This is a genomic window from Enterobacter cloacae complex sp. 2024EL-00214 (assembly GCF_043945575.1).
In the GTDB taxonomy this organism is placed as follows: Bacteria; Pseudomonadota; Gammaproteobacteria; order Enterobacterales; family Enterobacteriaceae; genus Enterobacter; species Enterobacter cloacae_P.
Genome location: NZ_JBIMRC010000022.1, coordinates 1 through 23,149 on the forward strand (window position 1 = coordinate 1; position 23,149 = coordinate 23,149).

The 23,149-nt window shown below is 46.3% G+C and carries 22 protein-coding genes; 16 read left to right on the plus strand and 6 right to left on the minus strand.

What is annotated here, in order from left to right:
- Window positions 1-184: 184 nt before the first annotated feature.
- The 7 genes from ACHHZ6_RS20000 (at window position 185) to traN (ending at window position 10,815) form a co-directional block, all read left to right on the plus strand.
- On the plus strand, window positions 185-574 hold the full coding sequence (locus ACHHZ6_RS20000) for a hypothetical protein (protein WP_016241575.1): 390 nt from the start codon (window positions 185-187) through the stop codon (window positions 572-574).
- A gap of 21 nt (window positions 575-595) precedes the next feature.
- The gene (locus ACHHZ6_RS20005; protein WP_007372245.1) at window positions 596-1,117 is read left to right on the plus strand and encodes a hypothetical protein; all 522 of its coding nucleotides are present in this window, start codon (window positions 596-598) and stop codon (window positions 1,115-1,117) included.
- Between the two features lie 216 nt (window positions 1,118-1,333).
- On the plus strand, window positions 1,334-1,672 hold the full coding sequence (locus ACHHZ6_RS20010; RefSeq protein WP_024196083.1) for a hypothetical protein: 339 nt from the start codon (window positions 1,334-1,336) through the stop codon (window positions 1,670-1,672).
- A complete protein-coding gene (gene traF, locus ACHHZ6_RS20015) occupies window positions 1,650-2,750 on the plus strand; it encodes a conjugal transfer protein TraF (RefSeq protein WP_007372246.1) in 1,101 nt (366 codons plus the stop codon). Before ACHHZ6_RS20010 ends, traF begins: the two co-directional genes overlap by 23 nt.
- Window positions 2,747-4,189: a conjugal transfer protein TraH gene (locus tag ACHHZ6_RS20020; RefSeq protein ID WP_395122952.1), complete on the plus strand. Its 1,443-nt coding sequence runs from the start codon at window positions 2,747-2,749 to the stop codon at window positions 4,187-4,189. Before traF ends, ACHHZ6_RS20020 begins: the two co-directional genes overlap by 4 nt.
- A 14-nt stretch (window positions 4,190-4,203) precedes the next feature.
- Entirely contained in the window at window positions 4,204-7,722 is a 3,519-nt protein-coding gene (locus ACHHZ6_RS20025; RefSeq protein ID WP_007372249.1) for a conjugal transfer protein TraG N-terminal domain-containing protein, read from the plus strand.
- A 435-nt stretch (window positions 7,723-8,157) separates the two neighbouring features.
- A complete protein-coding gene (gene traN, locus ACHHZ6_RS20030) occupies window positions 8,158-10,815 on the plus strand; it encodes a conjugal transfer mating pair stabilization protein TraN (protein WP_007372250.1) in 2,658 nt (885 codons plus the stop codon).
- 44 nt (window positions 10,816-10,859) lie between these two features.
- Here traN and ACHHZ6_RS20035 read toward each other — a convergent pair whose 3' ends face one another.
- The 6 genes from ACHHZ6_RS20035 to ACHHZ6_RS20060 all read right to left on the minus strand — a co-directional run bounded on the left by ACHHZ6_RS20035 (window position 10,860) and on the right by ACHHZ6_RS20060 (window position 14,971).
- Window positions 10,860-11,630 carry a hypothetical protein gene (locus ACHHZ6_RS20035; protein WP_007372251.1) on the minus strand — a complete coding sequence of 257 codons (771 nt, stop codon included), beginning with the start codon at window positions 11,628-11,630 and terminating at the stop codon, window positions 10,860-10,862.
- 127 nt (window positions 11,631-11,757) lie between these two features.
- Window positions 11,758-12,288 (minus strand): FlhC family transcriptional regulator, encoded by a 531-nt coding sequence (locus tag ACHHZ6_RS20040; RefSeq protein ID WP_395122953.1) that lies wholly within the window; start codon window positions 12,286-12,288, stop codon window positions 11,758-11,760.
- Between the two features lie 2 nt (window positions 12,289-12,290).
- Entirely contained in the window at window positions 12,291-12,821 is a 531-nt protein-coding gene (locus ACHHZ6_RS20045; RefSeq protein WP_016241572.1) for a hypothetical protein, read from the minus strand.
- Entirely contained in the window at window positions 12,814-13,374 is a 561-nt protein-coding gene (locus ACHHZ6_RS20050) for a transglycosylase SLT domain-containing protein (RefSeq protein WP_016241571.1), read from the minus strand. Before ACHHZ6_RS20050 ends, ACHHZ6_RS20045 begins: the two co-directional genes overlap by 8 nt.
- 29 nt (window positions 13,375-13,403) lie before the next feature.
- Window positions 13,404-13,934: a hypothetical protein gene (locus ACHHZ6_RS20055; RefSeq protein ID WP_016241570.1), complete on the minus strand. Its 531-nt coding sequence runs from the start codon at window positions 13,932-13,934 to the stop codon at window positions 13,404-13,406.
- 14 nt (window positions 13,935-13,948) lie between these two features.
- The gene (locus ACHHZ6_RS20060) at window positions 13,949-14,971 is read right to left on the minus strand and encodes a ParM/StbA family protein (protein WP_007372253.1); all 1,023 of its coding nucleotides are present in this window, start codon (window positions 14,969-14,971) and stop codon (window positions 13,949-13,951) included.
- A 1,183-nt stretch (window positions 14,972-16,154) separates the two neighbouring features.
- Here ACHHZ6_RS20060 and mobI point away from each other — a divergent pair.
- The 9 genes from mobI (at window position 16,155) to ACHHZ6_RS20105 (ending at window position 22,905) form a co-directional block, all read left to right on the plus strand.
- Window positions 16,155-16,586, plus strand: coding sequence for a conjugative transfer protein MobI(A/C) (gene mobI, locus ACHHZ6_RS20065; RefSeq protein WP_016241569.1), 432 nt, complete (start codon window positions 16,155-16,157; stop codon window positions 16,584-16,586).
- An 876-nt stretch (window positions 16,587-17,462) separates the two neighbouring features.
- A complete protein-coding gene (locus tag ACHHZ6_RS20070) occupies window positions 17,463-18,152 on the plus strand; it encodes a hypothetical protein (RefSeq protein ID WP_009652897.1) in 690 nt (229 codons plus the stop codon).
- A 594-nt stretch (window positions 18,153-18,746) separates the two neighbouring features.
- Window positions 18,747-19,310: a hypothetical protein gene (locus ACHHZ6_RS20075; RefSeq protein WP_395122954.1), complete on the plus strand. Its 564-nt coding sequence runs from the start codon at window positions 18,747-18,749 to the stop codon at window positions 19,308-19,310.
- A gap of 12 nt (window positions 19,311-19,322) precedes the next feature.
- Window positions 19,323-19,739, plus strand: coding sequence for a hypothetical protein (locus ACHHZ6_RS20080; protein WP_016241566.1), 417 nt, complete (start codon window positions 19,323-19,325; stop codon window positions 19,737-19,739).
- Window positions 19,740-19,860: 121 nt separating this feature from the next.
- The gene (locus ACHHZ6_RS20085; RefSeq protein WP_007372261.1) at window positions 19,861-20,112 is read left to right on the plus strand and encodes a hypothetical protein; all 252 of its coding nucleotides are present in this window, start codon (window positions 19,861-19,863) and stop codon (window positions 20,110-20,112) included.
- A 15-nt stretch (window positions 20,113-20,127) separates the two neighbouring features.
- A complete protein-coding gene (locus ACHHZ6_RS20090; protein WP_016241565.1) occupies window positions 20,128-20,400 on the plus strand; it encodes a hypothetical protein in 273 nt (90 codons plus the stop codon).
- Between the two features lie 13 nt (window positions 20,401-20,413).
- The gene (locus ACHHZ6_RS20095; protein WP_007372262.1) at window positions 20,414-20,797 is read left to right on the plus strand and encodes a hypothetical protein; all 384 of its coding nucleotides are present in this window, start codon (window positions 20,414-20,416) and stop codon (window positions 20,795-20,797) included.
- A gap of 62 nt (window positions 20,798-20,859) precedes the next feature.
- Window positions 20,860-21,564, plus strand: a complete 705-nt coding sequence (locus ACHHZ6_RS20100; RefSeq protein WP_007372263.1) for a hypothetical protein — start codon at window positions 20,860-20,862, stop codon at window positions 21,562-21,564.
- Between the two features lie 168 nt (window positions 21,565-21,732).
- The gene (locus ACHHZ6_RS20105; protein ID WP_007372264.1) at window positions 21,733-22,905 is read left to right on the plus strand and encodes a hypothetical protein; all 1,173 of its coding nucleotides are present in this window, start codon (window positions 21,733-21,735) and stop codon (window positions 22,903-22,905) included.
- The last annotated feature ends 244 nt before the right edge of the window (window positions 22,906-23,149 follow it).

The window sequence follows — 23,149 nt, forward strand, 5'->3', positions numbered from 1 at the left end:
TGGAAAAAATAGCCTAAATAGGCTGATTCGATGTGTTTGCGGGAAAAAAATCGGCCCAGATCCGCGAAATTTTAATCAGCGAGTCAGCTTGGGAAGAAATGACCTGCTTATTCGCACCTTCCTTAATGCTCTATTGCGGTGTAAGCCGGGTATCTTCTAATTCATTTAATTTATCGAGGTATATATGTTTCATTCTGAAACCGAGGATATCTATGGTTTTGTGTCTGGCGATATGTCATTGCGACCTCATTCAATCGATAGAGATTTGCAGGACTTAAGGTTACTACTCGCCGATATGGATACCATTAATATTCTGAACGAACGAGGGATAGGAACTCAGAAAACCATCTTTCATGTAACACAAAATGAGTCGAAGGCATTAATGCTGGTTACTCGTTTAACTTACTGCCAAGGTGGTGGACGATTTACTCACCCTGAATGTGCTCTTCTTGTTGAACAGATAACTGATCTAGGACGTAAGTTGGGTAATAAACATTTCGATGCGGCGATGAATGAAGCAAAACGCTTTATAGCGAATGAGGCTGACTTCATGAAAGAACAAACTGTCTGGTAGAAAATTTCTAAGGAGTCACTCATGTATACTTCAACTACTGCTAAATCAGATCATATTGATAGCTTTAATAACGCACAAAACCGTATGTTGATGAATTACGAACGTGATGAGTTTGAACAAGCTCCCGCTGCCGTACTTTATGATGCTGTCGGTGCTGTCGTAAACGATGAATCTGATATTGATATAATTTTTCGCCTTATGGATATGGAAGGAGAAATGTTGTTTCTCCGCGCAATGAAAAACCTCGGTTGCCAAGAGAATGTTTTTTATTACGCATCTGAATCTGGTGCGGTGCTGACTGCTAACGATGCAACGTTGCTTGAATTTGCTTATAACCTGGGCAAACATATCAGCAATGAGTTCTTTACGCGTTTCTTGCGTAATTCTCAGTTAGCCCGTGAACTCATCGGTAACATCATTCGTATAGGCAACGATGCCCTTAAATTTCCAGATGACGGCCTGAATACAGTATTTGAATGCTGTGTGATGGAGAATTCATCCTGGAAGAACCAAGGCCATTTTAAAGATAACTTTGGTCTTTAAAGCATCTAATTCTTTTAATTAGCTAACACAGAAAAACCCAGTCTTCGGACTGGGTTTTTTTGTATTTGCTGATTTCAAATCATGTAAACAAAACGGATGCACATGAAAATTACTTTTGATTTTTACAGTCAAAACGTTGCCATTTTTGAACTTGTTATTTTAACCCATATGGCAAACTAATCGTAATGCCGTCCGTATTTCTGATAAGGGAGTTTTATGAAGACACTTAAATGTTCTCATAACAGGGCAATGCTTATGCCAGCACACAAAATCCCTGCGGTATTAGTTAACGACGACCCTAAGAACATAGTTACTGATGAGCTGTTGCGTAAATATGGAACACGCATGACTCTCGATGAGGCTTGCTCCGAAATTGGTGTTAAGTCGGATAGTGTAGCCAAACGTATAGGACAGGTCAGATATAGGCATTATGCATTAACTCGCCAACTTGAAAGTGCAAGGGTCTTTAGTGGAAAAAATAGCTTTTTCTGGACGGAGTCTATCGCAAGAATAATTTCCGAGGGTAATTCCGATGAAATATCAATTTTTAACTAAAATCATTATTCCCCTGCTAGTGGGATTTGCTTTTTCTACCTCAGTTCTTGCGGATGAGGGTAACACCCCAACGTCTCAATCCCCTCAGACCACCAGTGACGACCTCGCTGGTGGTCAGGCATTTCTGAATGGAAAAGAGGAAGGTTGGTTCTGGCGTAAATCGCCACCTGAGCCAGTGAAGAAAAAGCCAGTGAAGTTACCTCCTCCGCCGACTTTACCGCCTCAAGAAACGCCTAAACAGGTTGCTCAAACACCTATGGAGTCGACTCCAGAACCTGCCGCAACTGAAAAGCCCGGCCCGGCTCCGTTCACCGTAGCCTGGTTTAATGAAAACATTCAGAAACTACGCAACCAGGCCATCGACAATCCTACCCAAGAAAACGTTAGGGCATATTTTCTGGCCCAACGCATTATGCTGGATAAAGCCAGCCGCTTTACTGATATGGCTAGGTTGGTTACTTCTACCGACCCCCTCATAGATGAGAATAGCCGCCGCTCAACCTCAACATTTGGGGCAATGGATCAATCGAATGAAGCTGAAAACAATTCGAGAACGGTCATAAAAGACGTAGCGACAAAAGCAGGATTGTTTTTCTTCTTCCGTGGGGAAAACTGCTCCATATGCGTAAAGCAAGCTTCTGTTATGAATACGTTTAGTTTCATGACAGACATGAAGGTCATCCCAATTTCACTTGATGGTAAACCTCTTCCAGGGAATATTTACCCGGACTGGAGGCCTGATTCTGGCCAGGCATCAAAGCTCCAAATATCAAACGCACCTGCGATAGCTCTGGCAATCCCGCCATCTACAACACGCATTGTCTCATTTGGGCCTATCAGTGCAGACCAGTTAATTTCAAGAACAGTCCTTATTGCCCACGATGCAGGGATCATTTCTGACCAGCAATATAAGAGCACCTTGCCATATAACGATACCGGCTATATCGACTCAAACATTCTGAATGACATGCCTAAAGACCTAACTCAACAACCTGATGAGTTTATCAAATATATACAAGCTAAAGCTGGCTACGGTTCGACACCTAACCCAAATGCTAATAACCCGGGGGAAAAATGAAGATTTCGTGCAACTATAATATAAAGAATGTATTCCGTAGAAACATTCTTGCAATTTCTATCTGCCTCTCCGGGTTGACAGCTTTTCAATGCGAGGCCACCAGCATTAGTACTCAGCTAGACAGTATGTTCGGCTCTATGTCGAATGTTACAGCTCCCGGTGATTATCAGAGCGTTACACGTGATGGATATACCGGTGGCGGATTTGTTCTACGTAATAAGCTCCGTACATTGACACCTATTAGTATTAGTCTCCCTTCTGCGTCGGGAGGATGTGGAGGGATAGACCTTTTCGGCGGGTCATTCTCGTTCATCAACGCTGATCAGTTCGTCCAGATGCTACGTAATATTGCTTCTAATGCTGCCGGTCTAGCTTTCCAGTTGGCCCTGAACGCTATGGATGCCGTTCTGGATAATGCTATTTCGAAAATGCAGGCAATCATCCAGCAGATGAACGATCTGACCGCAAATTCGTGTCAGTTAGCGAAGGGGTTGTTAGTCGACACTGCCTCTGCATTTGGTGACAGTGCAAAGGCTGCTGTATCTTCTCAGCTGTCCTCTGATGGCCTCTCAGACCAATTTAAAGCCATGTGGGGCAATATGGGTGGTGGTAAAGCACCCGACGTACAAAAACAAGAGGCAGGGAAAAGAAAGGCATGTGACGATTACGGTAACATTGTGTGGTGTTTGCTCCAGAATGGTAGCTTTAGTAATCAATTCATCGGCTCCGAAGATGAGCAAAAAGAACTTATTATGTCTATGACCGGCACCATCATCGTCGGTAGCCAGTTGGGTACAGATAAAGATGGGTCAGCTAAAAAGAGTGTGGTTAGGATTGCTCCACTCGCAACTTCAAATGTCCTGGATTCTTTTATAAATGGTGATGATAGTTTCGATTTCTGGTCTTGTTCAGGTCAGACTAGTACTTGTGAGAATCCCAAAAAACAGACCAAAATAATTAAAGGTCTCGCTGCCAATATCACACTCTTCTTTATCGATAACGGATATTTGAGCTCGGCCAGAACTGGTTCAAACCCTGGGGATGCTAAATTACGGCAAGCAAACTACTACAACGTAGCTGGTGCTACCAGTAAAGCGACTCAAATTGCACGTCATGATTTAGCCGCATCTTATTCCTATATACGTGAACTATCTCCTGTCATAGCCTATTCAGCTGCTTATAACTACCTCAGCGAAATGCTTACGGCTGCTGCGACCGGCGCACGGCTCCAGCAGGAAAATGATAAATCGGCGTCAGTTTATTATAAGGATGCTGGAGAGCTAATCGAAAAGGCAAGGCAAAATCTGTATGTCTCCTATAACGCCATGATATCCCGTTATGGTGGCGAGGCCCGTATACCTGAATCATTCAGCAACTATATGACAACGCTTCCGCAGGTTCATTATGAATCTGAAGGTTCTCTTGATGGCTCGCTCTAACAAGGTAACTTAATATGAGTGAATGGAACGTATATACTGTTGGCAACATTGAATTTATTTATAATATATTCAATTCCGTTGCCATGTTATTGAATGATGGCACTTACGGATCCTTGTTTAGGATTTCAGCACTCATTGGTGTAATTTGTGTCGTGCTTGCTGCTGCTATATCAGCCGGGAAATCATTATCCCTTTCTCATATGTGTGTGGCCGTCGTGATGTATTACCTGTTTTTCAGTGTATCGATGCGCACCAACATTGAAGATGTTACAACGGGTAAGTTTCGTGCTGTTGATAATGTACCAGCGGGATTAGCCGTTGCCGCATCTGTACTGTCTACTGTTGGGTATGCAACTACCGAGAAGATGGAGCAGGCATTTTCTGTCCCAAGCATGACTGAGTATGGGTCTCTGGATCCCCTTTTCACTCTGGCCACTTTATACGACACATTGAAAACGCCAATGCGCTGGACGGGTCAAACTGGTGCTTACGGTGATCTGGACGCAAGCGTTTCAAACTATGTGAAGAACTGCGTAGGCAACGATATTATTCGTGGGTCTAAAACCTTTGCTTCAATGTATCGCTCTAATCAAGGTGTATCAGGGCTAGCCTCGAACGATTCCTTCCAGCGGGTTGTTATTTACGACAATGTACGTAGCGGCTGGTCTACCAGTACTGAAGAATCTTCAAATGGGGGCTCACTTTATACCTGTTCTGACGCGTACACGAAACTTAAAGGACTCGCTACCCAGAACGCTTCTAGCCTGGACTCAGCTTTTGCCAGCTCTTATACCGCATCCGGGCGCACTTGCGGTGGTGCGCCATGCTCAGGTTCAGGAAAAGCCCAGGAAGTACTGAATTTCTTCAACATAAGTGGCACTGATATTCGTGATTTCCAATTGATGTTGGTCATGTACCCTCATTTCAGGGAACTGCCAATGTACGGACTCGAAAGCTCATTTCGTGGTACTGCTGCTGTAACTCGCGCCCAAACCATGACTCAACAGGCATTCCAATGGTCTTCTTCTGGTTCATCATTCTTGAGCTGGATGGGTTCATTTATGCCGATTTTCCAGGGAATAATATACGCACTCGCACCATTTATGGCCTTCCTTTTCGGTCTGGGTATTATGGGTTTGCGACTGGTGATGAAGTACTTCCTCGTTATCATCTGGACATGGACTTGGCTTCCCCTCGCAGCGGTCGTCAACATGTATGTGTTAAACAGTATCCGTGATACGTCAAGCCAAATTCTTGTCAGTTCGGGTTCTGGCGGACTTAGCTTTGCTCAGCTTTATCAGCTCCTGTTTGAGACTCAAAAAAGTATAGGTCTTGCTGGTAATTTATACGCGATGATCCCGGCCCTGGGTGGATTCATTGTCTGGGGCAGTTCTGTTGCCTTTAACTCTCTTGCAAGCTCAGCAGCAGCACCTTCAGCTGCCGATACTAAAACTCTCGCACCTGATGTCACCAACGCTCCTGCGATAAACAGTCGTGGTTCCGATGTTGAATTTAACCCAACACAAGGAACTATCATGGGTGGGTCTTCTGGCACTCTCCCTGCCATTGACATGAAAAAGGTCGCTACTCACAACCTGTCCAGCGCTAAGCAAGAACTAGATTCAGCATCCAGTTCCTTGACTGCCCAATCTGGAGCAATGATTAGCCAGGTGGCCAGTAACATGAATTCTGGTGGACATTCGCAAGTTTATAGTGACGCTTCCAATGCAGCATTTGCCAGCCTGAGCAGCTCAGATCGTGCCCTTGTCAGTTCTGTGGCTAAAGAACAAGGTATTTCTGATATGCAGGCGCTTGTCTCTATCGCCAAAGGTGATGTGAGTGTCGGTGGCGGTGCGGGAAGTTCAAGTGCTGGTGTTGGTGTTAAAGGTGGAATGTCACGTTCAGAGGCAGAAAGCAGTGGCCTGAGTAATGACAACAGTGCTAAGTACGGTTCTACAGACAGCGCCTCGTCGCACAAAATAGACAGTGCGACCCAGTCACGCATCGTCAATACCGCAGCAAGTGCGATGTACCAGTCCTTATCGCAAGAAGGTGAGAGTTCTCAATCGACTCGTTCTTTTGCTGAGGCAAATCAAAGAATGCAGTCCGCACAAAAGAACTTCCAGGAAGCAAACTCCTTCGTTTCAAGTACCTCAATGGGCCAGACAATGAATGCTGCGCAACTTGCTACAGCCATTGGTCGTAATCATGATGCACAAGCAACATTGACTCAAACCCTCGCGGCGCACCCGGAACTGTCCAGCAAAATCGCCGGTGATGCAGCGAGCCTGACCTCTTTAGGTATGACTCACGAAGACGCGCATACCTTTGCTCAATTCAAAGCAGCCAGTGAACTTGGTGTTGCCGGTGCAGTAGCTGCCAAAGCCGGGTTCATTAACGCTGATTCCAGCCCAGTACTGACGACAACTGCATCTGAGCAATACCGTGGCGTGAGTGGTGGAGCTGAAAGCGCTGGTGGCCGCGCAGTTGCTGGTGCAGCGGACGTTGGCAACTCCGTTAATGCAGTAACAGGCCGATCTTACGGAGCGCTTGGTGAAGCACATGCGTCATCGTCTGATGGTTATGGGCAAGGCCAGGTTAATACTGTCGGGGGACAGAATAGCGGTGCAGTTGAGCAAATTCACAAGGGAAATGAGGGTGAAGTCATGACGAAAGCGGGTAACACCGCCGCAAATGATTTCGAAAACAACCACTATAATCTTGGCGGTATTACTGGCGATTTTAATAAACTCGTTTCTCATGTCAGTAATGCGTTCAAAGAAAGCCCGGTATATGAACAGGTACATGATCAGGCCAGAACCATCGCTGGGGAAATTCCGCTTGGTGGAGATGCAAACCGCGAAGCGGCGCGAGATTCTATTGTGAACTACTACGCCATGACTAAAGCTGGAGCGTCTGAGCAACAACTTTCCCAGGCCCGCAGTGACATGATGGCACGTATTCAACTCGCGACGGGTGGTGAAAATGACAATGGAACGGTTATGGGCGGAAATACTGCTCTTGCCCGTGGTATTGCAGCCCGTATTGATAATGCCGGTTTAGACCGTTCAGCCAATGATGGCTCCATTATTCAACAGGCTACTACTGCACTGAATACCGATCGCCAAACCCACGAATACAACACCGGTGGCATGGCCAACAACCTTGGAGGGATGCATCAGGCATCAAATGGAGGTTCTGCTGTGGGTGATGGCGTCCCTTACGCGATGGGAACCCACAACCAGGGATACGGCGAGGCTGAGACAATGACCGTTAATGCCCAAGGTGCTGAAGGTCATAATGGTTTAAACCAGAACTCAAACTATGGTGGGTCTGAGACAACAAACATTAATACCCAAGGCGCTGGTGGTCATAGTGATTCAAATAACGGAGGTACAATGTTCAGTGATCCGCCACCTGCACGTGCAACCCAGTCGCATCAGGAGTATGTACCTGTGCATCCACGTAATAAAGAGAACAATGGAGGTCATAGTGGTGGAAATGACGACATGATAATTTCATCGAGTAAGTGATTCGCAATAAAGCCCTGCAATCTTGCAGGGCTCTTATGTGGTCACGAACATGTATACGACAGGAAGGCTCAGTAAAGAATAGAGCAGAATATAAAACTCCCACATACGCTCACATTTGCTCTTGAACGTTCTGCCATTTTTTCCACGTCCCCTCTTACCATTTCCACCACCATAATCTGAATCGCTTGGCCCCGATAATGGGATAAGGCCAGTAATACCAAACATGTCCATAAGTACCTCCAGTCGGTAATATTCAAGACGCTGAAAACACCCTCGTTTTGCCGTCCTTCTTTATTGTCTGAAACCAGTCTGTTTAATACGCTGCCTGCTTAATCCTTCATTTTAGTAGCTTCGCATAGAAATGCTGGCTGACGAAATTTAGTTACCGAGATCTCTGATTTCATAATCAGTAACCACGACAAAGGTGATCATAGAATGAAAAACCTTTTCCGCAAAAAATGGTTTTACAGACCACTCTGCACAATAACGATGTTATGTCACCTTGGTGTTGTATCCTACGTGCCGTATGCCTTTTCAGCAACGACCCAGGAAAACGTTACATCTGCCACTAATTTCTATAAAACACTGCCGCAAGTTTCAGCTACGTCAAATGGTACGGTTCAGTATGGAAAAGGCCAGGCCGTTGATTTGAACTCTGCTTATCCAAATCAAGGTTCATCAACTTCACTGGATAGCCTGAAAGGAACCTACGGAGATGACAGCAACACGCTAAAACTGGGCAATACAACCAACGCCAATCTGAAAACCGAAAATTCACTGCGCGGCGAAGCTTACCGAACGCTGGTGGGCTCAACGAAAACTACAGCAAACATTAAACCTGATGATTCCATCTTTGATGGCCATAAAGACTTCCTGGAGAATCAGGATAAGTACATGCAAGATCTTGGTGATTGTTCTATGACCAAGACCATGACGAATAAGGACACCGTCAACCATATCCCTGATTATCGCGAATGTACCCGTACCACAAGTGTCAGCGGCACATTCACCCTCTACCATCCTTACGTTGCCGGTATGCTCTCGCATTATAGTGGCGCGGCGAACATCGGTTCTTGCGGCACTAACTGCATCGAACTCTGGCTCGGGACTGTCGGTGATAACTACTGGGACGGCAACTGCACAATATTTGAACAGGCAATGGCCGTCACTGTCTACAATCCCCAGGCAGTTACCAGCGCCAAGATCATCAGGGCTAAATGGGATGATTACATGCAGATTTATGTCGGTGGTACAGATAGGGGTAGTTTGGTTTGGGCAGGGCCAAAAGGTTTAAACGTCTTCCCGCCAGAGACATCAGGAGCCTGTGAATTAAAAACAAGCTGGGATCAGTCGATTAATGTAGATGTAACAGCACAAATCCGAAATACCCCCCAAAATGGCGTTCTTAATTTCAAAAACCGTGTGTCAGTGACTGGCAGCGGCGAAGGTTATGCTCTCATTTATATTTACTTTGACCCAAACAAAATTATCTCGGATAACGCCTGGACTGTTGATAAACCTGAACAATTCGATACGTTGCTGAAGGCCATCAACGCCGGGTATTGCCAGAATTACACGGTAACCTGCCGCGAGACAGTCATTCCTGATGCAAATGGGTGCGCAACCATAAATGGCGCACGTATCTGCGAAAACCAGCTTGCTAAGCCGCCGATCGGAGGTCTCTCACCTTTCTGTAAGTCTGCAACGGTAGTTTCCAACTGCGGAACCGACGGTGGCGTTAACAATACTTGCAAGCAGTACGATGCAAACACTGCATGTAAATTCATTAAGTCCACTTGCATAACAGGTGCGGAGGGTGACAAAAATGGGTGCTGGCAGGCAACCGAGGTATGGGATTGCGGAACGGATGTCGTTGTACCCAATACCTCCTCCACCGATACCTATACTTGTCCTGGCGCTGTGCAATGCCTTAATGGGTCTTGCCTACAGCCTTCTGCTGAACCAAGCGGCGATTTCAACAAAGCAGTTGCAACTCTTCAGGCCGCAACTTACGCATTGAATGAAATGAAGTGTGGCGATGATACTGACGAAACCAACCGTTCCTGCACTCTTTTTAAAGGTGAGTCTGCACAATGTAAATCGGCGATGGGGGGATGGGTGGATTGTTGTGATCAGCCCGTAGATGTCAGCTGGATTCAGTATTTGCAGTTGTCCTACTACACTCTAAAAATTGCTGATGCTGTCTCTGTAAAAGCCGGTATGTTCGAACAGGGAAAAGGTATTTTTGACATGGGTTCCGAACTTATGACTAATGCCATCGATACAATAACTCGACCAGCTATTTCCGCTTTCAACAGTCTGGTTGGGTCGGCAGGTACTGAAGCGGCTCAGCAAGCTACAGAAGCAGGTTTGTCCGGTTTGATGAATCAGGCTATAGGAGCGCTGACGAAACAAGTTGCTCAATGGACTCTTGATACCTTCGGCCCTGCTGCGACGAATCTGATATTTGAAAGTGCGGCCTCTGGCGGTGGCGCAGCCGTAACATCGTCTGGCCTGGCTACATCTGTTCAATTGTCGTCAACTATTGTTTCGGCAATATCCGTGGTTGGATATGCTTACATGGCGTACCAGATTGCTAATATACTGGTCAACATCATCTGGGCTTGTACTCCTGATGAATTTAAGCTTGCCGTTAAGAAAGAAACAAAATTGGCCGTGCATATATCCAGCTGGTGTGAAACAAAGTTTCTGGGTGTCTGTATCGAGAAACGGTCAAGTTATTGCACGTTTGATTCTCAGATTGGTCGCATCATTCAGGAACAAGGGAGACCAATGTTAGGTATCGGCTGGGGGGATAAAAAGAACCCGGATTGTCGACCACTGACGTTAGAAGAATTTGGACGGATTGATTTTAACAAACTCGATTTGTCAGAGTGGATTGGTTCACTTTACGAGGCGAAACTTTTACCTAAAGCGTCGGAAATAAATCTGGATAAGATAACCGGTAAAGGAAACGTATTGAATATAGATGGATCTCGCCAGAACTCCCTGGAGCGATTCCAGAGCGGTGTTGACAGTATCGATGTTGATGCGGCGAAATCTAGCACAGAGGCTGTTTTGAAAACTCAATAGCTTTGCAGGATAAGAAGCCCCGACTTTATGTCGGGGCTTTTTTTTTACTTTCTGAACAGGTATTGCTTACCGTCACTGAATACCATTGGTTCATGTTCAGGAGAGCCTGGTAAGAACAGAGCCCGCTGAGCACCCAGTTCTTTACTCATTTCTTTAACCAGACCTACGTTAGAGGCTCGTGTTGCATAGAGGTTGAAGCAGTCATTACCGATAATGAATGTCACCTGACCGCTGGTGCTGATAGGTGGTTTCGGCAACGTTGGAGCTATATCAGCATACGATACCCAATCACCGTTCGTCGCTTTCCGACGAACTGCATTTTCAACAGCACCGCCTTTCCCCTCACACATCCCACCAACTTTGTATCCATCCATCCGGGTTAGTGTTTTCCAGAAAATCGCATTGACCTCACGCTCATTATCTTCCTGAGATTTACCGTTCCATGACGCGACACGCACCACGCCATCAACAATAGCAGTAGGCTGTTGGGCCGTTAAAACAGACAGCACAGGGATGAAAGATGTGTGTGTCGCGAAGCCCGCAGCCACATCGGCCACTCCATTACCTCCCAGGTTGGTTACACCTTTTTCACCAGCCTTAACCGGGGTTTTGAGAGGGACAAGCTGCCCATTGGACGCGAAACCGTTATAGATAAGGTATTGATCGCCAGCATCGGTGATCTGACGTAAATCCATCGCTCGGGCAAATTTCAAAGCATCAGATGGATTGCTGTCAACCGGCATAGCTGGTGGTTGAGAAGCCGCGCAACCAACTAACATCAGCGATACCAAAGCAAGACCAGAGATTTTCTTCATTTTATTTTCCTTGGGACACCAGTAGGTTTGTTATTCAATACTAACCCGACTCATTCACGTGACGAAGTATCCAGGCAATAAAAAAGCCCGTTAAAACGGGCTTTTTTATGAAATTTAACTTAGTCACTTACGAGCTTTCATTTTCAGCTTCTGTATCAGAGCAGAACGGACAAATATGTTTTTTCCGTGGACGGTCACAACTCTGCGGTGAAATAAATGAAAGATCGCAACGGTAACACCTTACCATACGTATTTCTTCAGCTCGAAAATCACGAGCAAGAGTCCAGGCCTCGTTGGCATCAATCATCATTTTCGAGGCTTCTTCCGGGCGGAATTTAAGGTTTAGTTCCCGGTAGATTTCGAACGCACTCACCACATCAACGATGTTGTCACTGTTGTTTGGGTCTTTCGAACGACGCAGATAGATGCTCATAAAATTGGTTGCCTCAACCTTTTTATGTGTCGTATTGAGCAGCGTCTCTGAATGTTTAAGTCGTCCGATTGATACATCACTCAGATGGAACTCTTTTCGCAAAAAATCAATAACACGGTCACTTGCATTAAGCGAATGCACAATGATCTTTCTACGAAATACTAATTTTACCATTTTCTGTGTTAAAGCAAATTTATCTTCATCCCGGACAAGAGCAGCCTTCATAATCAATTACTCCAATGAGAATAGCGCGACTGTAAGTAACCTGTTAATTCTAAGGTTGGGTTGGGGGCTCCAATAACTGTACTGAAGTCACAATCTACTAAATCGGCAAATGGACGAATAGGTTTAAAATATATTTTGCCGGTTATGATTGCATCGATTGTTTGTGCATCATCCATACGTTCGACAAGCTGTACGGTTTTTTCATTATCAAACCAGTAGAACGTTTGGGCAACAGTCCCCGTATTAATGAAAACACGAACACTGAATACCAGCAGGGCAAGCCGTAGGATGTATGAGTCATGACGAACGAATTTTTCTACCTCAGTAGATATCTTGCGCTCGGGATCATGACAGATATTAAAGATGGGCAAGTCATACTTCTCCATCGATAAAGCGAGCTTGGCCTGATTAGATTTCTCTATCAAAAATTCCCGGTCTCCTTCTGCTAACTCAAAAGGGCTTTTATACAACGATTGCGCACGGGTAATAATTGAGATGGCAGTCTGTAGAAAATACAAATTTTGATTAATCATTTTCGATAAGCCTCTTCCATACGCGTAATACGCGCTGACCATATTCACGAGCCTTGCCTTCCAACTTAGGGTTTTGAGTGTTGTATCCACCTATCGCCAGTTCTATATCGCCAGGGTTAGCTTTGATGGCTGCACACAAAGTCTTTGCCCCGATTCGGATGTTTGTATCGACATCCAGGAGTTCTTCAGGATGGTTAACATACTGTCCGTTCCAACGAAAATTAATTTGAACGATTCCAATATCTGTTACCGGAGTGGCTGAGAGATAGCGGGCTAGCGCTCTCTTTGCATCTTCATAACTTGTCGGGTAATACGACCCATAAACATAGTTGTTCAATGCCCAGGGGCTGGGAACAACATACCCCTTGGTTCCTGCATTATTTTTACTCTCGGTGAGTGCCACCGCGTAGAGAAGGTACGGATCGAGGCCACACTCTTTCTGGGAATGCTTTTCCCAAGAAGTGCCACGAAGATCTACAAGCCTGGCGTTCGTACTCGTGCAGTAAGCAGCACATAGTAAAGCGAGCACCAAACTCTTCGTTGCTATCTGCATTTCCCCTCCCCACAAACCCTACAACGGCATCAACTTATGCGAACACGCCTTGGTGTAACCTTTTCATTAACGCCGCTATCTTGATTGTCGCCTGTCTCCCCAACGCCCGATTTATCTCCAGGATTGGGATCCGGTATTTTTCCAGCAATCTCAGGCTTACTGGTAAGGTTCGCCGTCGATAACTGGTCATCTTTAACTTCGAACTCTTGAATATCACTGCCCACACAAAATGGCGGGCCTGTATTGACTATATCGTTGCTAACCACGTGACGAAATTTTGGTTCAGTGTCCTCATTTACTTTGGGTAAGTGGCCGTCTCTCTGACTAGTCATCAGACCAGTCTCATTTTCTGTATTCGGCCCACGGACTGATTTCTTCTGTTCTGATTTACGTTTTTTTGAAGTCTCACGGACGATACCGGGTATAAAACTGTCACCTGCTAGCAATGCTCGGTTTGCCAGCGCCAATAGTGAACTGCTGCGCTGGCCAGACTGTTTTGATTCCAGATAATTAATCAGCTCTGGAAACAGTATTGGATTAATCGTCACTCGAACTTGCATGAAACCCCCTTTGCTCAATCATCGCCGTAAAGCATCAAGTCAACGCCATAGTTCCAGAAACCAATGGCATTACTGGCAACAGGCAACGGGCTCGATACGATCCTGGCTCGGGGGAATTCTTCTCGTATGGTCTGTTCGTAGAACCTTGTCCCACCACCGGCAGCTGCAATGATATGGACTGGCCCGAGAACCCTTGTCGATTTTCGCAACTCTTTGACTACATCACTGGCGATGGAGGGAATAGCTTCTTCAAGCAGAGGACGTAGGGAAATGTGGCGGAACCCATTAAAGAAAGACTGCTCATTGTTACGGAGAGCGATTTCAATAATTTCTGGTAGATCATCAATTCGCTCTTCCGGGTTATCGGCATTAAGGCGGTTCACAATGCTTTCGATAATTGCACTGGTTGCTTTTAATGATGAACCTGAAGAGCCTGATACCCTGCTTCCGCTCTTAAAGGCGATGTAGTCCATCGAGAAGAAGCCAGGGTCAACCACGAGAATGGTCGACTTCTCTAATTCTTCCTGACTGATAAGGCCCGGTCTGTTAACGATGTCATTGATGACACCAACGCCCTGCTGAAGAACGAGGCATTTTTTAACAGTCACTGTTTTTCCTGGCGCAATAGTAAACGTACCGGTGAGCCTCGCAGTCAGTTTCGCGCGTTCACTTTCATTAGCAAGACGGACAGGTAAACCAGTTACTACCAGGTCGATTTCATTGCCTGCTTTAGCAGTGATTTTATCCAGTGAGGCCAGATATAGTGCCAGGTACATTTCTGTCATGTGGTAACGGTCATGCAGCTCACGCGCATCGGGGCGTTCGGTAAAAGCCCGCCATTCTTTACCTCCTGGGTACACCAACACTTCATGTTCGCAGCTACGCTTTACCAGCCGCACATCATCTACTGGCTCATTCGTAGCGTAGGCCGGATAAATACTGACTGTGGGTTTGTCATCCGCTGAATCCCCTACAGCAATTTTTACATTGCTGTATCCAATATCAATTCCGCAGACAACCAATTTGTCATTGCTCATTCGTTAACCCTGCAAGTTAAAAATGAATTACTGCCACTCCGATAACATTTGAGCGCCAAAAAGGGGTTCGCACTAACGTAAAGAAAGGTGGCCTCCCTCTGTCAACGTCGGGAATTAACCGTTAACAAGTTGTAACATGGTATTCAAACGATCATCGATTACCATTTTTTTTATCGGCAAAACGTCCCCATTTTTGACATTAATAATGGCTAGATACGGACGTTTAAAATGTCAGATATGTACATAAATGCTGCATGAAACTGGACGTCATATATGGCTAAATCCGGCCCTAAAAACCTTAACCCCTAACCTAAATCAGACTGAGGAAATTAGGTGGTAATGTATGAGGGCAACACATTTAGATTGGCTTTCCGCCTGGGGATTTCGCGGAGTATATATACTAAAAACACATGCTTCGGTGAGGTGAATTAAGGTATGTTGTGGCGATTACTCAAGGGTACACTTCGTGAAAATTTTACTTAAGCACAAGTTATAATTTCACTTAAATATGCATATCTCCCCTTCACTTCCCCCCCAAAAAAACTCTCTCAAACTAGTATATATACCTACAAAATGTGACATAAATCACTATGAAGTTACTGTGATTTAGGATTGATCCTGAAGACGGAGGGAGGTGATGGAAGTTTCAGCTGCGTTTGCCATTGTATTCTCCAGAAAGGTAACAAAAAGTGGAAAAGCCAGAAACATAAGTTTCTGCCATATCATATAGCGACTCTACATAATCGTTTACTAAGAGGTTTGTGCAGCGGTGGGCGTCATCCCGTTAATCGCCTCTACATTAGGGGAAGTAAGTTTCCATTATATTCCCCAGAAACCTATTAAAAATCAGAAATGCCCAGAAACGTAGTTTTCTGCCATATCATATAGAGATTGGCAAACTGCTTGATTAAAATAAAATGGCTTGATAAAAGTACCCGTACAGATAGATATTAATAGCTCAATCACCAGATTGCCATTGTATTCTCCAGAAACATGCAAAAAATGAGAACACCCAGAAAGATACTTAACTGGAGAATCAATCTTTCCTGTTTTGGAACTGAAAACTAAAAATCGAACCTGAAAAGGAGTTTTCTCTTTCTCCAGAAACATAGAGTTCTGGCGTAATAATAGAGATTCTCTTTTTTGGGGTTAAGTCCTAATCAAAAAACATCGAGGTGGTTTTATGCAACTCGTCGGGTACATCAATGATCTGGAAAAGGCTCGTGATGCGGTTGATTCAGCCGCAGAACTTCTGTTTAACGAGGCCAATAGTCTTCGGGAGGAATACTGGGACAAAGCTATTGCTGATGACGAGAAGGCACGGTACAGCTTTAACGTAACCAGGCAAGGAACAACTATCAGGATCCGCTGGGCCAGATTGACACCTTTGCGCAAAGCTGGTGGAGGCATTGATCGTGTCGTTCCCAAATACCTACCTCTCAACAAAGGCGAATCATATCCACCAGCGAAATTTAAGGATGCAAGCCAGCGAGAACTTGCGCTTATCGAACTGTATGAAGGTCAGCTTATTTGGTTGCGTGATGAGTTACGAAAAAACCGTGCAATTCGGCAGGCACTTTCACTTCGAATAACTCACCTAAGAAAACAGCTTTAGAAATACAAACCGCTCTGGAGTAAACATAACGGATATACATGAATACCAGGCGATGACCTGGTATTTTTGTTAGTGAGCCTTCAGGCGATCTGTTAGTGAGCCTTCAGGCGATAGCGGACTTATCGCGGCGGAAATGAATCAGGATGATCGCAATATGATCGCGAGTGTTTTCGCCCGGGTATGATCGGGTGGGAATGCAGCGGACTATTTCGCGGGCGCGAATATGGAAGGTAAACAAAGCGGAAGCGATAGCGTCGGTTTTCTCTATTTTTACATCGGGAGGTTGAGCATGGTAATAATCAAACCGCACGATGTCGGAGGAAAGATGAATTTCCTCCGGGGGTTTTTATGGGCAACCGGAGGTTGCCCTGGTTTTAATCGCCGGGGAAAACCAAAAGTGAATAACCAACATGGTTTTCCTCCGGGGGTTTTTGTCGCGGCGAGTACCGCTTAGAAATTGTGATCGGCTATCGAAACGGACAATATGAAGTCGATACCCTCGTTCGGAATAACTTCCCTCCCGATACACGCGTAAACAAAACGAAACCATTAACAAATTATCGCTCAGATTATCAAAGTGGATCATCTCCGTCTCATACCAGCCAAATTCCCTTGTAAACCGATCTGTATTCGCAAAAGGATCCGTTATTGGGATAAAACCACGCCAGAATCGCCTCAGAACGATTCTGAGCTTATCCCCCTGGTATTTTCACGATCGGATTGATTAAAACGCGCCTGAGCGTTTTGAGCGCGTTTTGTAGATCGACATATCTGTAAATTTCCTGAGTATGGTTTGGCTATGCCCTGATTTTGTTCCGAACGGGGAAGCCGTTATGATTAGGTCTGAATGTAAAGCACTTGTAGAGGTGATGCGGTATGAGTCACGAGCGCATTGAGGTTTTTGGTGATGGAGGCAGCTGGATAGCCGAAAGGCTTAAGTCATTCAGGTTAACGATCTTGGGTCAAAGTGAGTCGTTGTCTATCGTCAGGAACCCGACTGACAATTCTGCCTGGGTGACTCACGATGATACCGGCCTTGTTTTATGTCCCCTCCATGTTGATGGTTCGTTGGCCCCGGATATCGCTGAAGCTACTGAGACGGTGGAGAAATACATCTCCCGAGTGAGCCCTGCGGGAATATCAGCACGGATAAAGCAAGCCCGTAACCACCTGGATAGAATTGCCGCACCGGTAGACTCACGTTCTGCGGCAGCACTGTTAAGACGTGGCGGAATCCCGATTCTCTCACTGCGAACCACGGAATATCTGAAGTGGTACGAGTTGTTAGCGAGACTGGCGAAAGGTCAGGCTCTGTCACCATCCATCTGGGTGGATAACTACCTTGCCGGTGATACACCAGAAAGTGCATGGGCTAATGGACGCGGACTCTATGAGTTAATCAACAATGGGAATATGACATCAGCCAATACGATTTTCCCGGTCTGGTATTCTGTAGCTCTCGCACTGGGAAGATTCACAACAGAAGAACTACCTGTGATGAACGCCTGGCCGAGCTATTGTGATGGAACCCGTGTGGAGAGTTTTATCCAGTTGTATCGTGATTAATTCTTATTCATATGTCATATGATTAACGCTAAAGAAGATCTGCGGTAAGTCTGGCCGTTACCCGGAACCCCGGGACAGACCGAAACTTGCTTTCGGGTTGTCTCGGGGTTGGCCGAGCGAAGCGCTGGCAAGCACCACACCTATTTTGAGGAGAAGCCAATGTTAATTTCGTATAAGAGCAAATTGAAATTAGGATCTATCGCACTATGTTCATTTGGTGTAGGTATGGGCGTTATGCTATCAAAAACCGTTCCACTATCTTTAAGCGCTGTAGTAGTACTCGCCTTTTTCTGGTTACTCTCAATCATTTGTTTAGGGGTTGCTGCTTTCTTTTGTTCCGATTGAAATTGTGTAGTTCATACAGTACCCCGAATAATCCCCGCCTTTGTCAGTAGATAACCGTGAGGCAGACCGAAACTTGTTTTCGGGCTGTCGAGGGGTTGGCCGAGCGAAGCGCTGGCAAGTACAGACCATATTGTTCCCCCTGCATTTCTCATCGCTAAATTCTTTCTTGAAATATCGTCAGATTCCCTGTTTGTCACCCACCAGCCTCATGTTGTTATTGACCTAACTGCCATTCAATGGGAAGCAACAATGTTTAATTTAATCGCGAAGGCTAAAGAAGCAGGTTATCAATTCTGGATCAGTGCCTCCAAGGTACTGACAGTTACTACCGGAACCGAGATGGGGCTGACGATTATTAAAACTGTAACTGATATTAACCCTTGCTTGCTGGTGGCGGAGTTAATGAACCTTGGGATCACGTTATCCACAGATAATAATTATTTCTGCTGGTTGGATAGCGAAGGTGTCCTTTGGGCCGTTGACCGCCACCATCTCTATCGAGGAAATACAGGGGAGCATGGGGTAAACTGGGATGTCGTCTATCATCACGGCATGGTAATTAATACCCCTGAGCAGGCATCCATCCTTTTCAAAATTCCCCACATTGGGCGCTTTACTGCCACTGTAATGTATAGCGCTGGCTATACACCCGACTGGGCTCTTCCAGCCTTTGTTGATTTTTCTGGTGAACCGGATCATGAAACAATACTGTCGTGGTTATCCGAGGTAGGCATTCGTAATGCAGGAATGCATCTCGAAGATATTGAGTTTCTTTCTGTTGAAGAAAATCCCGACGCTTATATCTCTCTTTAATGAGGTCTCTGTATGTCAAACGTTAAACCTTATTCCTGGGTAGTTCGCTTCGATGTTGCTCCTCAGTGGGTAGCTGACGGCTTTATCATGACAGATACCACAGCTCTCGAAATGCTATCTGATGTTATCAACTATGCAAACGATCACGAACTTGCCGCATTGGTTATTTCAGCACCCGATGCAGAAAGAATTTCCGAGGAGCAAGGCTATTTGGCTTCTAACAATGCGGAGCTAATGCGTCAGGTGCTAATCGGCTCACCGCAGGCATATGCTAAAGCATCTGTGGCAAATACCCTGCTAAAGGCTATAACCGCACTTGAGCAAACGCAGGATAATAAGCAGGTCGTTAAAGAACTGCATTCCAGCCTCGCTTTACTGACGGGCAATAAGCCTATTTCGGACATTATCTGGTTTCCAACCCCAGAATAATTCTTTCATAAAGAGCTTAAATCTTTAGCTCATTTATTTATGGATTTTCTATTCGTCAGCCACCCAGCGTGTGTTTAACTGAAGTTAGTAAACAAAACGAAAAACATACGCGGGGTGATTTATGAATACTGCAATTCATCAAGTACGAAATAACGTTCGTCGCACTACATCTGCACGTCCTGTTTGTTATCCAGTTCGCCCGCAGACAGAGAAAGAACTTTTTTCTGTAGGCCGCAGCCTCTGGTATCGCTACACCACTTCATTTGGCCCGTGCCGTGAAGTTCACCATCATCATGTGCAGCAGCTTGCACACCTGGTGGGTAAATCTGTTGGCTATGTTGAACATGCCATTAATCATTACCTCACGCATTGAACGAGGCGGCTTAATATGTCTACTCAAATCTATTGTGCGGTGCTTCGCCATTTCATGATGATGGCTGCATCCTCCCAGCACTCATTGATTGTGCTGAAGCAATTATATAACGCAGAGATTTCATCGAAAGCTCACCTGGCCGGTCTCTCCGTGTCCGAAGCTGAAGCGCTCCTGGCTCTACCATCCACCAGCTGGCGCAAACGCGATGATGTAATTCATGAGCTGAACATTCGCCTTAAGCAACTCACTAGCGTAGCCACACCGCCAGCTCAACAAGTCGCAAACTGAAGGAGTCTATAACATGCTGCCATTTCTCATTTTGCTGTTCTGCTCATCGCCTGAGACGGCGCGAATGATCCTAATCTACGCTACCGATGAATCTGCGGCCCGCCTCCAGGCGCTTGAAGATTTCGCACGTCTGAATGATTCGGGTTTTGCTGCTTCCGCCCAAACCCCATATGAGTGGGAGAATCCTCACGGTGACCAGCTCTTTATTGAGTCGGTATACCCGGTTCCATCCGGCGATTTATCTGCTATCCGCCGTATGCTCGGGGATGACGATGCCCCATATACCGACAAGCACCTTATTGCCGGTTTACTGGAGGACAGCCGACGTATCCAGATGATTGAACCGAATGCCGGTACTCTTTCTCGTATTGCTCAGGCAGAGCAGTACCTTCAGTAGACTTGTGTTCCGACCGCCCACCAGCAGGTGGGCTTCGGGCTAATTTCCTGTACGAGGTATGTATGCAAGGTACACCACGCTGGTGGCAGAACGGTCGTCGGGTGCAGGCCGTTCTCGCAGAGAATCAGACCGCAGATGTAAGGCTCAATATCGGCCCAGAAAATGACTTCTGGTTTACTGATGATGGTAATAATCCTGTTGCTGTGCTTAGGGTTATCGGCCCGGTCTGTCCACTGGATCCGCTAAAATTCACCTCCAGTATCACTGATGTCCTTCCTGAAGATGTCCATAGCTATAAAAAAGCCCTTCAGGAACACCAGATGATAAACCGGCCTGTCTCGTTCTATCTTGCACTTGCCGATGCCTGGTTGCTTGTTAACGAACAGCAGCCGGTTTACCAGTTCCGCATCCGAAACCAGTACAACGGCATGACTACTGAATGGAATTCCGTTGCCCGGGACAAAGTCATTGAAGTGATTAAGATGCAGCCGGAAACCGCTGAATTCCGGGTTCTCGTCCCATCGGCTCCTGAGCCTGCTGCGAATGCCCGGCAGTTGATCTCAGAAATTGAAGGTCTGCGTGAAGCTATTGGGAAACTCTACCCGGCAAATACTGATGTACGTCGTATTGCCAGAAACAGCGGCTGGATGCATGTATACGACGACACCAATGCCAAAATGAACTTTGCAGACAATGCCAGAAATACCCCTTATCTCGATGCCTTTGTGACTCAACTGCATCTCTTCCTCACAGATGATCGAGAGTAGATGTAAAACCTCCCTGAATCTTTCTGCTCTAACCAGCGCTGTCATATAGCATTTTTTTGACGGCGCTGCCGGTTGCGCTTTTATCAAACATGGTAAATACATTGTTTCATGCTGTCTGGCTCCCGGGCGCGGAGTTATCGTTGATGGAACCAAGTTGAGATATTCGAAATGAAAAGACCAACGGCACATAAAAATGACCGTCTGCCGGTGCGAAGATCTAACCCTACAACGCCTCAAGCAAGAGAGCGCGTTATTGCCGGGCTGGTGGCCTCAGCTACATCTGACTTCGTCTACCTCGTTCAGTGGCTGAAATCAGGAAAGCAGAACGGTGACCCTCTACAGCTATCCAGATGGGATAGCCTGAGAAATGCAATAAGCCACCTTGAGACGCTTGATGCTGGTGTACAACCTGACTGGCGCAAAGTCCTCACCCTGGTGTCGCGGGAAATTCATACCAGCCATAATGTCCAGGCGGTTGTTACTCCTCCGTCTAAAATCGCCGGTGGTATACTCAGCAACCTTAACGACATCAGCCAGAAGATAGCGACCGGGCTTGCTTCCCCTGACATGCTCGGCAGGCTCGATTATATGCTTCAGTTGACCGCAGGCCTGGCAGGTGGTGATGATCTGGCGCAAAGCATCCGTAAGGTTTCAGACAGTGCAGAAAAAGCCCTACGTGGTTATGACAAGCCGCAGGCAAAGGCCAAAACGCCTAAACCGGCCCCACCAGCTCCTGCATTCCGGGATGATCAGACGTTCAGGCAAGAGTGTGCGCCACTGATTGGGGTTGATGACCTCTTTGTTCTGGCTAATTGCCTTATTGCGATGTCCGCCCGCCTGGGCCGTTCTCCTGTCAGCCTAGCGAAACGCGCAGCGGGTTTAAAAGGTGTGATTAAACCCGATATGCTGGCTGACCTGCTGGAGCTCTTACAGCAGGACGTGGATCTGACCGCCCTGGCCCCGCCACCCAGGGTTAAAGACGATAATAGCCGCAGTGATGGAGGTAAGCTCGTCGGTTTAACCGGGGTCGTCGAAGGTGGCGCGTCAATCGGTGCTGAAGCGCAGCGTATCATCACCGCAGAACTGAAGAAGCACTCGCCGCTCACTTCGGCGCAGCGCGTATCTTTCGATACCGCCCGTGCGGGTCTGGCGCTGGAGAGCGATACATTCCGGGTTATTGAAGAGATCAGACGTATTGCAGCATCACTCAACTGGAGACCGCTGGCTGTCGCGGCCCATGCCGCGCATAAATCGCCTGGTATCCGCCCGGAGATTGCCGGGGATGTGATCACGTTGCTGGCGCAGGATGAGGCCTTAACCACCAGCAAGCCTAGCCGTTAAGTACCTGCCGCGCTGACTACAGCTTACCTCGCGATATTGCACCAGCAGCTCAGAAATAATACCGGTATAAACGTCCGCGTTTTGCCGGTATTTTAATTCGCCCTATTTTTAGAATTAGCGATAATAGCGTTGCTTATTACGTATTTTTACACTCAGAAACCTTCGTCACATGAATAGGGTATGGTTCACTGAATAGACAAAGACGTTAAATCTGGTCAGCTACAGAAAGGAGGATTTATGTAAA

Excerpts from the sequence above, each read along its gene's own strand:
- ACHHZ6_RS20000 (WP_016241575.1), top strand. The coding sequence starts at position 185 with ATGTTTCATTCTGAAACCGAGGATATCTATGGTTTTGTGTCTGGCGAT.
- ACHHZ6_RS20005 (WP_007372245.1), top strand. The coding sequence starts at position 596 with ATGTATACTTCAACTACTGCTAAATCAGATCATATTGATAGCTTTAAT.
- ACHHZ6_RS20010 (WP_024196083.1), top strand. The coding sequence starts at position 1,334 with ATGAAGACACTTAAATGTTCTCATAACAGGGCAATGCTTATGCCAGCA.
- traF (WP_007372246.1), top strand. The coding sequence starts at position 1,650 with ATGAAATATCAATTTTTAACTAAAATCATTATTCCCCTGCTAGTGGGA.
- ACHHZ6_RS20020 (WP_395122952.1), top strand. The coding sequence starts at position 2,747 with ATGAAGATTTCGTGCAACTATAATATAAAGAATGTATTCCGTAGAAAC.
- ACHHZ6_RS20025 (WP_007372249.1), top strand. The coding sequence starts at position 4,204 with ATGAGTGAATGGAACGTATATACTGTTGGCAACATTGAATTTATTTAT.
- traN (WP_007372250.1), top strand. The coding sequence starts at position 8,158 with ATGAAAAACCTTTTCCGCAAAAAATGGTTTTACAGACCACTCTGCACA.
- ACHHZ6_RS20035 (WP_007372251.1), bottom strand. The coding sequence starts at position 11,630 with ATGAAGAAAATCTCTGGTCTTGCTTTGGTATCGCTGATGTTAGTTGGT.
- ACHHZ6_RS20040 (WP_395122953.1), bottom strand. The coding sequence starts at position 12,288 with ATGAAGGCTGCTCTTGTCCGGGATGAAGATAAATTTGCTTTAACACAG.
- ACHHZ6_RS20045 (WP_016241572.1), bottom strand. The coding sequence starts at position 12,821 with ATGATTAATCAAAATTTGTATTTTCTACAGACTGCCATCTCAATTATT.
- ACHHZ6_RS20050 (WP_016241571.1), bottom strand. The coding sequence starts at position 13,374 with ATGCAGATAGCAACGAAGAGTTTGGTGCTCGCTTTACTATGTGCTGCT.
- ACHHZ6_RS20055 (WP_016241570.1), bottom strand. The coding sequence starts at position 13,934 with ATGCAAGTTCGAGTGACGATTAATCCAATACTGTTTCCAGAGCTGATT.
- ACHHZ6_RS20060 (WP_007372253.1), bottom strand. The coding sequence starts at position 14,971 with ATGAGCAATGACAAATTGGTTGTCTGCGGAATTGATATTGGATACAGC.
- mobI (WP_016241569.1), top strand. The coding sequence starts at position 16,155 with ATGCAACTCGTCGGGTACATCAATGATCTGGAAAAGGCTCGTGATGCG.
- ACHHZ6_RS20070 (WP_009652897.1), top strand. The coding sequence starts at position 17,463 with ATGAGTCACGAGCGCATTGAGGTTTTTGGTGATGGAGGCAGCTGGATA.
- ACHHZ6_RS20075 (WP_395122954.1), top strand. The coding sequence starts at position 18,747 with ATGTTTAATTTAATCGCGAAGGCTAAAGAAGCAGGTTATCAATTCTGG.
- ACHHZ6_RS20080 (WP_016241566.1), top strand. The coding sequence starts at position 19,323 with ATGTCAAACGTTAAACCTTATTCCTGGGTAGTTCGCTTCGATGTTGCT.
- ACHHZ6_RS20085 (WP_007372261.1), top strand. The coding sequence starts at position 19,861 with ATGAATACTGCAATTCATCAAGTACGAAATAACGTTCGTCGCACTACA.
- ACHHZ6_RS20090 (WP_016241565.1), top strand. The coding sequence starts at position 20,128 with ATGTCTACTCAAATCTATTGTGCGGTGCTTCGCCATTTCATGATGATG.
- ACHHZ6_RS20095 (WP_007372262.1), top strand. The coding sequence starts at position 20,414 with ATGCTGCCATTTCTCATTTTGCTGTTCTGCTCATCGCCTGAGACGGCG.
- ACHHZ6_RS20100 (WP_007372263.1), top strand. The coding sequence starts at position 20,860 with ATGCAAGGTACACCACGCTGGTGGCAGAACGGTCGTCGGGTGCAGGCC.
- ACHHZ6_RS20105 (WP_007372264.1), top strand. The coding sequence starts at position 21,733 with ATGAAAAGACCAACGGCACATAAAAATGACCGTCTGCCGGTGCGAAGA.